At 71.6% G+C, this 12,377-nt stretch carries 10 protein-coding genes; 6 read left to right on the forward strand and 4 right to left on the reverse strand.

Annotated features, from left to right (window positions below):
* Positions 1–155 precede the first annotated feature (155 nt).
* Together GVV76_RS09530 and GVV76_RS09535 are read right to left on the reverse strand one after the other, a co-directional pair.
* On the reverse strand, positions 156–812 hold the full coding sequence (locus GVV76_RS09530) for a hypothetical protein (protein ID WP_159626651.1): 657 nt from the start codon (positions 810–812) through the stop codon (positions 156–158).
* Positions 813–841: 29 nt separating this feature from the next.
* Positions 842–2,383: a hypothetical protein gene (locus tag GVV76_RS09535; protein WP_236263381.1), complete on the reverse strand. Its 1,542-nt coding sequence runs from the start codon at positions 2,381–2,383 to the stop codon at positions 842–844.
* A gap of 418 nt (positions 2,384–2,801) precedes the next feature.
* On the opposite strand from GVV76_RS09535, the gene GVV76_RS09540 reads away from it, so the two are divergent.
* The 3 genes from GVV76_RS09540 (at position 2,802) to GVV76_RS09550 (ending at position 5,942) form a co-directional block, all read left to right on the forward strand.
* On the forward strand, positions 2,802–3,443 hold the full coding sequence (locus GVV76_RS09540; RefSeq protein WP_159626652.1) for an LppP/LprE family lipoprotein: 642 nt from the start codon (positions 2,802–2,804) through the stop codon (positions 3,441–3,443).
* Positions 3,444–3,675: 232 nt separating this feature from the next.
* Positions 3,676–4,809, forward strand: coding sequence for a DUF1972 domain-containing protein (locus GVV76_RS09545; RefSeq protein WP_413227762.1), 1,134 nt, complete (start codon positions 3,676–3,678; stop codon positions 4,807–4,809).
* On the forward strand, positions 4,806–5,942 hold the full coding sequence (locus GVV76_RS09550) for a glycosyltransferase family 4 protein (protein ID WP_159626653.1): 1,137 nt from the start codon (positions 4,806–4,808) through the stop codon (positions 5,940–5,942). Before GVV76_RS09545 ends, GVV76_RS09550 begins: the two co-directional genes overlap by 4 nt.
* Positions 5,943–6,060: 118 nt before the next feature.
* Here GVV76_RS09550 and GVV76_RS09555 read toward each other — a convergent pair whose 3' ends face one another.
* Both GVV76_RS09555 and GVV76_RS09560 read right to left on the reverse strand, forming a co-directional pair.
* Positions 6,061–6,825 (reverse strand): CDP-alcohol phosphatidyltransferase family protein, encoded by a 765-nt coding sequence (locus tag GVV76_RS09555; RefSeq protein WP_159626654.1) that lies wholly within the window; start codon positions 6,823–6,825, stop codon positions 6,061–6,063.
* Positions 6,826–6,852: 27 nt separating this feature from the next.
* Complete coding sequence (locus GVV76_RS09560; RefSeq protein WP_201292232.1) at positions 6,853–8,148, reverse strand: oligosaccharide flippase family protein; 1,296 nt, start codon at positions 8,146–8,148, stop codon at positions 6,853–6,855.
* A gap of 652 nt (positions 8,149–8,800) precedes the next feature.
* Between GVV76_RS09560 and GVV76_RS09565 the strand changes: the two genes are divergently transcribed.
* Genes GVV76_RS09565 through GVV76_RS09575 form a run of 3 tightly spaced genes read left to right on the forward strand, consistent with a single transcriptional unit; the run spans position 8,801 to position 12,289 of the window.
* Positions 8,801–10,258, forward strand: coding sequence for a sugar transferase (locus GVV76_RS09565; RefSeq protein ID WP_328703570.1), 1,458 nt, complete (start codon positions 8,801–8,803; stop codon positions 10,256–10,258).
* Entirely contained in the window at positions 10,258–10,713 is a 456-nt protein-coding gene (locus GVV76_RS09570) for an adenylyltransferase/cytidyltransferase family protein (protein WP_159524489.1), read from the forward strand. Before GVV76_RS09565 ends, GVV76_RS09570 begins: the two co-directional genes overlap by 1 nt.
* 40 nt (positions 10,714–10,753) lie before the next feature.
* Entirely contained in the window at positions 10,754–12,289 is a 1,536-nt protein-coding gene (locus GVV76_RS09575; protein ID WP_159626656.1) for an RDD family protein, read from the forward strand.
* Positions 12,290–12,377 lie beyond the last annotated feature (88 nt).

Here is a 12,377-nt window from a genome sequence, read left to right on the forward strand (position 1 = left end):
GGCGCGCCCGGCAAGCCCGGCGGCGCCCCATGTCCGCGCGCATCGGCGCTGCCGGCGCGCCCCATGGCGGCGCGGCTCGCCCGGCGGCGCCCCGATACGCATCCCGCCCGCCGCGCCATGCGGGCGCGACGGGCGGGAGGATGGGCGGTTTGGGCTCAGCTGGGCGCCGCGCCGTCGAAGGTAGCGGCCGCGTGATCGGGGCCGAGATCGACGACGACGTGCACCTGCCCTCGTCCGGAGGCGGGGATCGTGAAGGCCTTTTCCACGGTCTGCGTCTCCCCCGGAGCGACAGAGTCGGGCACCTCGCCATAGGCGCTGACCAACTCAGCCGCCGGGGACTTGTCCGCGCCGTAGGTCACGGTGACCACGAGGCCGGACAGCGACAACTCCGATCCGGTGTTGTTCGTGATCTTCACCGGGATGACCACGCCCGGGCCACCGGTCTCCCCGGGGCCGGCCTTGAGGTCTTCGGAGCGCATGGCGCCCAGCGCGATATCGGCCCCATCCACGGTGCTCGTCTGGTCGGGGGCGACGGGAGGGAGCTCATCGGCTGAGATGTCGCCCTGGCTCAGGGCCGTGGAATCCTGTGAGGCCTGCGCCGACGGCGTTTCGGGGCCGGTCGGCAGTGGCTCGCCCGTCACCGTGGGCTCTGCGCTACTGGCCGGGACCGCCGTGCTGGCGGTGGCGTCGGCGGTCGGCGAGGCGGAGGACGCCGAGTCGGAGGCCTCACCGCTGGAGCAGGCCCCGAGCGCCAGGACCAGCGCCACGGAGAGGGCGAGGGGCGGGCGAGCCGCGCGACGCGGCGCACCCATCCCCACACGCCTCAGGTGGCGGCGCGTCATCAGCGCCATCCCCAGCCGCGGTTCCACCAGTCGTTCCAGCCACCGCGGCCCCACCAGTCATTCCAGTCGCCGTGACGGCCACCGCGGTCCCACCAGTCATTCCAGTCGTCGTCGCGGTTGTCGCGGCCATCGCCCCTGCGGCCGTCGTGACCGCCCTTGCCACCCTTGCCGCCCTTGCGGCCGTCGTGGCGATCGCCCTGGCGGCCGTCGTGACCGCCGTTGTCGTCGCCCTCGCCCTGCGGCGGGACCTCGGTGGAGTCGATGGCGAAGCGGACGAGGCCCTGCTGGCCCTTCTTGTTGACGCCGACGAACTCGCCGCCGTAGACGACGTACTTGTCGTTGCCCTCAACGGTCCAGGTGGCCTGGCCCATGCCGGTGTACCTGCCGACGATGAAGTTGGGGCGGAAGTTCTGAAGCGCCGTCGTGGCCGGCTGGCCGGAGTAGTCGGTGTAGCCGCGGGCGTGGTTCCGCTGCACCGTGCCGGTACGCCCGTTCACGTAGGCCAGGGCGTTGTAGTAACTCGTCGGCGCGGTGTCGCCGAAGCCGCCGATGTTGCGGCAGTCGTGCGGGTGGCCCGCGACGTAGACGACGCCGCCGGCGGGGAAGAGATCGTAGGTGTCGCCGTGGCAGTCGGCCATGTAGTCGAGGTCGCCGGTCGACCAACTGGCGCGGAACAGGCCCTCGAAACTGCCCTCCTGGGAGTAGGCGACGCCGTAGAGGCCCTGGCTGTCCGACTTCAGGGAGAAGATCGCGGCGTAGGTGCCGGAGTTGCGCACGACCGAGTTGATGTTGGTCGACTGGACGGCGCCGTCGCTGCCGAGGATCGCCAGGCCGGGGTGGGAGAAGCCGCCGACGTCGCGGAAGGAGCCACCGATGGCCACCCGGCTGCCATCAGGGGCGACGGTGACGGTGCGGACGAGGCCGCGACCCACCCGGGGGGCGAATTCGGTCAGGGTCAGGGAGGGCAGGCTGACGGCGGCCACGCGGTAACGGGCCTTGTTGTTGACCTGGGTGAACGCGCCGGAGAAGTAGAGGGTGCCGCCGTCGGGGGAAACCTGGACGTCGCGGACCTCGGTGTTGGGGGAGATACCGAGGTTCACGCGCTTGCCGTCGGAGGCGTTCACAGCGCCGAGGCGGAAGGTGCTCTCGCCGTTGAGGCTGGTGAAGTTGCCGCCGAGGTAGAGGGTCTTGCCGTCCTTCGAGGCGTCAATGGAGTAGATGACGCCGTTGGTGGTGGGCGCCCAGTCGAGGAGGGCGCCGGTGGTGATGTCGTAGGCCATCGCGTTGGAGCGCGGGACCTCGTTCTGCCCCTGAGCGGAACCGGCCGGACGCGCGCTCGAGAACTCTCCGACGGCGTAGACCGTATTGCCGACGATCTTCTGATCCCACACGACGCCGTTGATCTGGGCGGTCGGGAGGGGCGTTGGCGAAGCGATGGCGACCCCGCCCGCCGCACCCTGGGCGTCAGCGGCGTGGGCGGCCGGGCTCGTGAAGGGGAGGACTGGCAGCGCCGCCAGGGCGAGGGGGAGCGCGGAGGCCATGGCAAGCCTTCGGGCATGGCAACGTAGACGCATAGAGATATTCCGTTCAACGGTTGGGGATGCAGGGACACTTCTAGCGAGGGCGCCGAGCATCGCCGCGGGAGCTCGGATGGGGCCAGGCGCCACACTCGACAATAACACTCAGATAACTTTCAGGTTACGAAATTCGCCCTGGGGGTTCCCTAAATAACGCGACCTTCGCCCATCCGGCGCCATCGAGAGCGCTCCGGACATCACCCCATGTCAGGCGCGCCTTACCACCCTTTGAGCCAGCCATCCGACCTCTGGCGTGCCCAAACCCCGCGGTCAGCCCCGACCGCGACGCACGAGAACCCCGACAGGCCTATCGGGTACGGCACCCCTTCCGTTACTCTAGTGAGATGCAACACACTCGATCTAAATCGGCCAAGGAGTCATCATGCCCCGATCGTCCGCTCTGGCGCCCGTTGGCGCCCTCCTCCTCGCACTGGCCCTGACCGCCTGCGGGGGCGGCGCCACCGGCACCGCCCCGGCCAGTGGTGGCACGGCATCCACCGCCAACGCCTCGGATACCGGCGCGCAGCCGCCCCAGGCCCCCACCCAAGCGCTCCCCCAGGCCCCCGCGCAGGCCTCGGATACCGGCGCGCAGCCATCCCAGGCCCCCACCGAGCAGTGCGCGGCCATGGGGGGCGCGACCGCCGTCGCCGGCTCCCTCGACGAAGTCCCGGCGCCCCCGGCGGGGATGAACTGGAGCCCCGGCGAGGCCGATCTGAGCACCTACGACCGCTGCGCGCCGCTGTCCTGGGTGACGCTGCCGGTCCACGGCGCCACCGCGTCGTCGCCCTACCAGATCATGCTCTTCCACCACGGCGAGTACGTCGGCACCGCGTCCCTTGAGTCCTACGGCTTCAAGCCCGCCGTAGAGCGCATCGACGACGCGACGATCCAGGCCACCTACACCTGGTCGAAGGACGGGGAGTCCAACGCCGGCGCGAGCGGCCGCTCCGTGTCCACCTTCACCTGGGACGACGCCTCGGGCAGCGTGACTCACAGCGGCGAGTGGCCGCCGAGCGCCGGATGACCGGGCGCCGGATGATTCGCATCGCCCTCCCACGCGATGGGGCGGGGCTCCCGGGCTCGGTACCATGGCGGTGTTCCCATGAGACGGCCCCGCGCCGTCGCCCCGCCGGAGCCGCCCCATCCAGTGCGCCCGGCCGTCCCAATCCTCCGGCGCACCGGCACGCTACGGGCCCGCGCCCCGCTTGAAAGGCCCCGACGTGATCACCTCCTCCCCCGACCGACTACGCATCGCGATGATCGGCACCCGCGGGGTGCCCGCCCGGTACGGGGGCTTCGAGACCGCCATCGAGGAGGTCGGCAGGCGCCTGGCCGCCAAGGGGCACAAGGTTCTCGTCTACTGCCGCAACCCCGAGCCCGGTACGCCCCTGCCCGAGAGGTACCTCGGCATGCGCCTCGTGGAGCTGCCCGCCATGCGTAAGCGCAGCCTTGAGACCCTCTCCCACACGGCCCTGAGCACCGTCCACCTCCTGCGCCGCGCACACCCCGACGCCGCCATCGTCTTCAACGCCGCCAACTCCCCCTTCCTGCCCGCCCTGCGCGCCGCCCGCATCCCGGTGGCCACGCATGTGGACGGCCTGGAGTGGCAGCGCGGAAAGTGGGGCCCCACCGGCAAGCGCTACTACCGGGCGGCCGAGGCCCTGGCCGTGCGCTACTCGGACGCGCTCATCGCCGACGCCCAGGGCATCGCCGACTACTACGACACCGAGTTCCACGCCCCCACCGACCTCATCGCCTACGGCGCCCCGCGCATCCACGCCGGCACCGACCGCCTGGCCGAGCTGGGCCTTGAAGCCGGCCGCTTCCACCTGGTGGTCGCCCGCTTCGAGGTGGAGAACCACGTGGATGTCGCGGTCGAGGGCTACGCGGCCTCCAGCGCCGAGCACCCGCTCGTCGTCGTCGGCTCGGCGCCCTACGCCAACGAGTACACCGAGCGGATTCACTCCCTGGCCGACGACCGCGTCCGGCTCCTCGGGGGCCTGTGGGACCAGGAGCTCCTCGACCAGCTCTACGGCGGGGCCGCGGTCTACCTCCACGGGCACTCCGTGGGGGGCACCAACCCCTCGCTGCTGCGCGCGATCGGGGCGGGGGCCGCCGTCGACGCCTTCGACGTCTCCTTCAACCGGGAGGTGCTCGGGCCCGCCGGCCGCTACTGGACCACCGCCGGTGACGTCCGCGCCCTCATCGAGTCCGCCGAGTCCGACCCGGCCGGCACGGCGGCGCGCGGCGAGCTCTCCCGGGAGCGGGCCGAGCGCTACGACTGGGATGCCGTCGCCGACTCCTACGAGGCGCTGTGCCGCCGCCTGGCCATCGGCGGCCCGGTGCACCACCGCCCCTCGGGACGCAGGACGGGGGCCTTCCCCGCATGAGCACGATCCTCGTCGCCCACCCCTCCCCCGACCTGTACGGCTCCGACCTGCAACTGGTCGAGACCATCCACGCGCTCGTCGGCGCCGGCCACGTGGTCAAGGTGGCTCTGCCCGCCGACGGCCCGCTCGTCCCGGTGCTGCGCCAGGCCGGGGCCACGGTGGCGATCATCCCCTTCACCGTGCTGCGCAAGGCGCTGCTCAACCCGCGCGGGCTGGTGGGGCTCGGCGCGGGAGCGGGGCCGGAGGCGCTGCGCCTGGCGAGGATCATCCGGTCCTCCGGGGCCCGGGCGGTGCTGACGAACACCGTGACGATCCCGACCTGGCCGCTGGCCGCGCGGCTCGCCGGCGTGCCGGCCATCGCCCACGCGCACGAGGCGGAGGACTCCCAGCCGCTCATCATCCGCGCCGGCCTCTACGCGCCGCTGCTGGCGGCGCGCGCCGTCGTCGCCAACTCGGGGGCGACCCGGGACGTCCTGCTGTCCGCCCACCCCTTGCTCAAGAAGCGCACGCGAGTGATCCACAACGGCGTCCCCGGCCCCGAGCGGCCCCTCCCGGGGCCGCGGGATCGGGCAGCGGGCACCCCCTTCCGAGTGGCTCTCATCTCCCGGCTCTCACCCCGCAAGGGGATCGACATCGCCTTGGAGGCCATCGGCCTGCTCCGCGCCGAGGGCGTGGACGCGAGCCTCGTGGTGGCCGGATCCGTCTTCCCAGGATACGAGTGGTACGAGGAGCAGCTGCGGGAGCGGATCAGCCAGCCGGACCTGAGCGGCGCCGTCGAGCTGCTGGGCTACGTCAACCCGACCTGGCCCCTCCTGGCCGACGCCGATGCGGTCATCGTCCCCTCGCTGGGCGAGTCCTTCGGCAACACGGCCGCCGAGGCCCTGCACGCGGGGCGCCCGCTCGTGGCCTCGCGCGCCCAGGCCCTCAGGGAGGTCGTGCGCGATGGCGAGACGGGGCTGCTCGTCGACCCGGCGTCGCCGCAGGCCCTGGCGGCGGCGCTGGCCGAGCTCGAGCGCGACCCCGCCCGGGCCCGCGGGCTCGCGGCGGCCGGGCAGGCGGACGCCGCCGAGCGCTTCTCCGTGGAGCGCTACCGCAGCGAGATCGTCGACGCCGTCGAGTCCCTCCTCCAGTAACCCCCATCCTCCATTGCCGAGACCGGTCGAAAATAGGAGCGAGACCGGTTCGCGGACCGGTCTCGCTCCTATTTTCGACCGGTCTCGGCGATGGGGCGGGGCGGGAAGGGGCGGGGTGTCAGAGGGCTCGCATGTCCCGGTACCACTTGGGCAGGGCCAGGGCGAGGTAGCCGGCCGACCCCAGGAGCATGAACGCGTAGATCACGAGGAAGGGCTCTGGCGCCCAGCGCAGCGCAAGCACGATGCACAGCAGCCCGTAGTCCGTGGGCGCGGACAGGATCGACTTGAGCATCCCGGCGCGCCCCTCATCCTTGGCCAGCGGGGTCCCACCGTTGTAGCGCAGCTGGTAGGTCAGGATGTAGGTGAAGAAGTGGACGTTCTGCACGGCGCTGTAGGCCAGCGGCAGAAGCAGCAGGGCCGGCCGGGAGGCGACGACGTCGGCGAAGCGGAACAGTGAGATCGCGATGGCCAGGTGGAGGCTGGAGAGCTTGATCGCGTCGGCGACGTGATCAAGCCACTCCCCCGCCTTCGAGCCGCCGTGGCGGAGCCTGGCGAGCTGGCCGTCGGCGGAGTCGAGCGCGTAGCCGAGCACGAGCAGGCCCGCCGTCACGAGCGCGGCCCACACGGTCAGCGGCAGGGCGGCGATGAGGATGATGCCGGTCATCGTGCAGGCCGCGGACAGGATGGTGACCTGGTCCGGGGTGGCGCCCAGGCGGTGCGCGACGGCGGCCAGCACCCTTCCCAGAGGGCGGTTGACCAGGCGCGAGTACAGGGGGGCGCCCGCCTTGGCCTTCTGCGCGGTCGACAGCGCCCGAATCGACTCACCGATGCTGGGGCGCGCGCCGCCGGCGGGGCCGGGACTCACTGGCTTCGAGGTTCTCATGAGGTCTCCAAGTATGCGGGTAGGGGATCAGGCGGTGGTGGGACGGGCGTCGTCGGCGGGAGTCCCGCCCCCCTCACCGGCCCGGCGACGGCGCGCCAGGTCGCGCCGCACCCACCACAGGTAGGGGATGGACTGGCAGATGAACACGGAGATGACGGAGCCCAAGACGGGTCCGGCCGCGCCGAAGGGCGCGATGAGGACCCAGGACAGGGCGAAGTTGGCGGGGACGAGCACGAGGACGGGGGCCACCTGGAAGCGCAGGCCGCGCGGGTCCGTCATGTACATGCCCAACGGGTACTTGGCGGCCTCGACGACGACCGACACGGCGAAGGCCACGATGAGCAGCGTCGGCAGGTGGATGGCGCCGTCGGACAGGATGTCCGCGGCCCAGGGGGCCAGCAGCGCCATGACGAGCGACATCACCCCAGCGACGCAGGCGAAGACCCCCGAGGGCTTGAGGGGGCTGGCGATCCGCCCGGCCGAGCGGGCCCTCGCGAACACCGGCCACATGGCCACGCCGGCGGCGACGACGGTCTGCGTGAGCAGGTTGAACAGCGTGTTGGCCAGGTTGTACTGCGCGAGCGCGTCGGAGGCGCCCAGGTGGCTGAGGAGGATGCGGTCGGTCTGGAAGGCGATGGGCAGGACGAGCGACTGCAAGAGCTGGGGACCGGCGGTGTTGATGACCTTGACGCCGGGGACCTCTCGCAGCCGGGGCACGTCGCGCGCGGCCTGCCGGAGGAGGGGGCCGGTGGCCCGCCAGGCCACGATGATGCAGATGATCGAGACCAGCGTGTTGGCCAGGTAGGAGTAGATGGACACGGCGTTGCCCGAGTCCATGCGGGTGACGATGGCCAGCATGAGGAGGGTCGTCATCGCCGGGGAGACGACGCCGGAGCTGATGACCTGGGTGGCCGATCGGCCGAGCCCGACGACGATGCGCTGCCCCACGCTCAGCGGCAGGGCGAGCGCGTAGATGAGGAGGCAGATGGTGGCGGTGGCGCCGCCGCCATCCATGAGCCGGGCGCCAAGCAGGGTGGGCCACGCCCCCAGGAGCTGGATGACGATGCCCCCGGTGCAGATGACCACCGTGGAGACGAGCAGGACGCGGATGGCGGTGGTCAGGGTGCGGCGCAGCGCGGAGTCATGAGCGGGATCGGTAGAGCCGGCGACGACGTTGAGGATGACCGCGCCGATGCCCAGGTCGGTGAAGGGCAGGAGGGTGGGGAAGGTCGCCAGCAGGCCGTACTGGGCGTAGGCGTCGGCGCCGAAGTGGCTGAGGATCAGCCGGGTGTTGATGAGGCCGAAGACGCCTGCGACGACCATGACGACCATCTTCGCGCCGGCTGTTCGGCCGACCGAGGCCCATGGCCCGGATCTCCGGGGGGCGGGCTGGATGGGCATAGCGGTACCTCGTTGCAACAGGGCAGGGACCAGCGTCAGAGACGCCGTGGGAACGGGCAGACTCTAGCAGCCGGTCTTCCCGAGGCCCGATGGCCCCTGGGCTTTTGGCGCCATTCCGTGATCGACGGCGCTCCCCCGCTGGTCCCAGGCCCCGCGGCCCACGACGGCGGCGCATCTCACACAGGGATCGCTCAGCGGCGAAGCCACAGGCCAGAGGTCTGGACCATTTTCGCGCCAAGAGGCCCGAACGATCACCCTGGCCGGCGATCACCACAGACCACGCAGCCTTTCACGGCCACTCCGGCGGCCCCCGCCGCCGGAGGGCATCAATCGCACACACGTGCGATACGACATTGCCCAAGGAGTGCGCCTGGGAGATAGAATCTGCTTAGAACCCCGAATCAAGCCCACTGGCGACGACTCCGACCCGTCGCTCCCACGAAAAGGTCTGACCTTCAGGCTCCCAGCGGGTCGCTCCCTGCGACTTCACCCTATGACACCTAGCCTGACCTGGACATTTCCACCTTCTGGGTCTCTCCCCGAACATCCCTCGCATACTTCAACAGGAGCCCTGATGTACCTGAATGATGTTGCGGCCACTATCAGGCCGGAGACCGGTCTGCCCTTGGCGCGCCTCCCCCTCGCCGAGACCACGCACGGCCGTCTCGCATGGTCCTCCATGCGCCGCGACCTCCTGGCCTGGATCGTGCTCAGCGACCTCGTCGCGATCGCCATCCCCTCCTGGATCGCCCTGCCCCTCGGCGGGGCCGAGGCCACCCTGGCCGCCATGACCATCGGCATCCTCATCATCATCGGCGCCTGGGCCCTGGGCGGACTGGGCACCGCCGCCGTTGACCACGGCTCCATCCCGCTGCCCACGCTCTTCGGCCTCCACGCGCTAGCCCTGCCGGTCAGCCTCCTGGCCCACCGGGCCCTGGGCTCCCCCCTCGGGCCGATCGCCGTGACCTGCCTGCTGGCCGCCCAGTTCGTCCTCATCCTGATGGGCAGGGTGATCGAGTCCAGCCATCTCCGTCGCCGCCGCATGGACGGCCACGCACTGCGCCGCACCCTCATCGTCATGGGCCCCGGCGCCGAGCCGATGCTCCATGAGATGCGCCGCCACCCCGCCGACGGCTTCCTCGTCATCGGCTACCTCTCCTCCGGCGCCCCCGGGAGCCTGCGCAACGCGATGGCGGTTCCGGACGCCGACGACCTAGCCCAGATGGTCTGCGAGGAGATGATCGACGTCGTCATGACGCTCGGCGCGGTCGCCCCCGACGACCTGCGCTCCCTCATGCGCGGGCTGGAGGGCACCCACGTGCGCCTCATCGTCGCCCCCGGCCTCCAGGACGTCGTCCCGAGCCGCCTGACGGGCCTGCCGGTCACGCACGGCTGGACGGCGCTCATCGGCGTCAAGACCCGCCGCACCCGCGAATTCGGCAAGAAGGTCGTCGACCGGATCGTCGGCCTGGCGCTCCTGCTCATCGCCTCGCCGATCATCGGGATCGCAGCCCTGGCCGTGCGCCTGGAGTCGCCCGGCAGCCCCTTCTACTCCCAGACCCGCGTGGGCCTGGGCGGCACGCACTTCACGATGTGGAAGTTGCGCTCCATGTACGCCGACGCCGACGCCCGCCGGGCCGCGCTCATCGCCCGGGGCGGCGACTCGGGCAACCAGGTCCTGTTCAAGGACTCCCGCGACCCGCGGATCACCCGCGTGGGCCGGATCCTGCGCCGCACCTCCCTGGACGAGCTCCCCCAGCTCATCAACGTCGTGCGCGGCGAGATGAGCCTGGTGGGCCCCCGGCCGGCCCTGCCCAGTGAGGTCGCCCGGTACGACAGCGAGGCGCGCCGCCGTCTCCTCGTGCGCCCCGGCATGACCGGCCTGTGGCAGGTCTCGGGCCGCTCGGACCTGTCCTGGAGCTCGACCGTGGCCCTCGACCGCCACTACGTCGAGAACCGCGGCGCGCTGATCGACGCCAAGATCCTGGCCGCCACCGCGCGCGCCGTCACCGGCGGGAAGGGAGCCTACTGATGATCGTCGGCTATGTGCCCGGTGGCTTCGACATGCTTCACGTCGGCCATCTCAATATCCTCACAACTGCGGCCGCGCACTGTGACCGCCTCATCGCCGGAGTGGCCACGGACGCCTCCCTGGAACGGATGAAAGGCCGAGGTCCGATCGTGCCCCAGCACGAGCGGATGGCCCTCGTCCAAGCCCTGCGGATGGTCGATCACGTCATCCTCGATCACGATCAGGACAAGCGTCTGGCCTGGCGAACCGCGCCATTCGATGTACTCTTCAAGGGAACAGACTGGCGCGGCACCGACAAGGGCCGACTGCTCGAAGAGCAGATGGCGGAGGTCGGCGCCCGCGTCGTCTACCTGCCGTACACGCCGACGACCTCGTCGACGATGCTGCGCAGGGCCCTCCTCCAGGAGGTCGCGTCGCCCGAGCCCGAGGCCGGGGCAGCAGCGGCCACTGCGTGAGGGGCGGTACCAAGATCTCCGACGCGAAGGGAAAGCGCGCGTGACCGCCACCACCACTCAGGCGCCGAAGCGGGACCAGCGACAGGCAGCCCCCGGTCCCGCGCTCCCGGCGTCCCCGAAGGCCCGCCTCCTCGCCGTCATCATCGACATCCTCCTGGGCCTAGTGATCGGCACCATCATCACGCTGCTCGCCAAGGGGGCGCTGGGCTTCCTGATCACCGCGGGCGTCACCGCGGTGGGGCTCCTCCTCGCCCGATTCGCCCTCATCGCGACCACGGGCTGGACGCCCGGCGGCAGGATCGCCGGGGTGCGGATGGTGGACGCCTCTAATGACAACCCCTCTCTCGTGGGGGCCTTCGTCCACACCGACCTCATCCTCATCACCGCTGGCCTCGGCGGCCTGTTCATGCTGCGCAGCGCGGCGAGGGACCCCGAGGGGATGGGCTGGCACGACCGCCTGAGCCGCATGCGCCTGATCTCCACGAAGCACTCCAGTTCCTTCGCCCCGCCCGGGGGAGTCAGCGGCCCGTGCTCCGCCCCCAGCGGCCCGGCCGCCTCCCCGGCCAGTTCCCCGGCCGACGAGCCGACGGCGATGATGACGCCGTCAGCCGTGCCCTCCGTGGAGCATCTTGCGGGCGCCACCGGTGAGACCTTGGCCGCCCCCTCGCCGACCACCCCCTCGGCGGTGCCGTCGGTCCCGGCGGCCAGTTCTTCGGCGGCGGGGACGGGCTCCGATCACGCCTCCCGCTTGCGCCACTCGATTCGCCACCCCATGCGCCGCCCCCACGAGCGCTCCTCCTCGCGCGCGCAGGAGCCCGGCGCCGTGGCGATCCTGGGCTCCATACCCTGGTCGGGGGAGGCTCCCGAGCTCGACAGCCCCACGCTCGACGGCAGTGGCTTGGACGCCCTGAACGCCGGCCTCGTCGTCGGTTCGGTGGCCCCCGCCCCCGACGGCGGCGCCACCGGGCCCGTCATCGACGCCGAGACCCCCGAGGCCGACTCGGCGCCCGCTGAGGCGCCGGCCCTCACCACCACGAGCGCGCCCGTCACCCGCGCCCCCAGCGCGAGCACGGCAAGCGCCGCGAGCGCGCCGATCGCGCCACGCGTCGGGCGGGGTCACGGCGCTCCTCCCCCGACGGAGCCGGTCGATCTGCGCCACATGAACCTGGGGGCGCACTCTGATGGCGAGGACTCCCTGGACTCCACCGTCCAGTCCATCCGCATGCCCTCCGCGATCGAGGACACCGGCGCCACCGCCATCCTCGTCCCCGAGCGGGATGGGGGGGAGATCGCGCTGGCCGGCGTCGTCGTCCTGGGCCGCGACCCGGTGACCTCGCCGGAGCACCCCGAGGCGAGCCTCCTCGTGCTGCGCGGGACCTCGCTGTCCATCTCCAAGACCCATGCCCTGCTCATCCCGGTTGTCGACGGCCTGTGGGTGACCGACCTGCACTCCACCAACGGCACCACCATCGTCCATGGGGGCACCTCGCGCCGCGCGGTCCCGGGGATCCCAGAACCTGTGTTTCCCGGCGATCGCGTTCTCTTCGGCAAGGTGGGGTACCGTGTCAAGGACTAGCCGGTACTAGCGCCCGAAGGCCCATGGACCGGCAATCGGCGCGCGGTCAACAGTTGCCGCCCGGGATGAGGCGGCGTGAGCGCTGACG

Source organism: Actinomyces sp. zg296 (assembly GCF_009829695.1).
Taxonomy (GTDB): domain Bacteria; phylum Actinomycetota; class Actinomycetes; order Actinomycetales; family Actinomycetaceae; genus Actinomyces; species Actinomyces marmotae.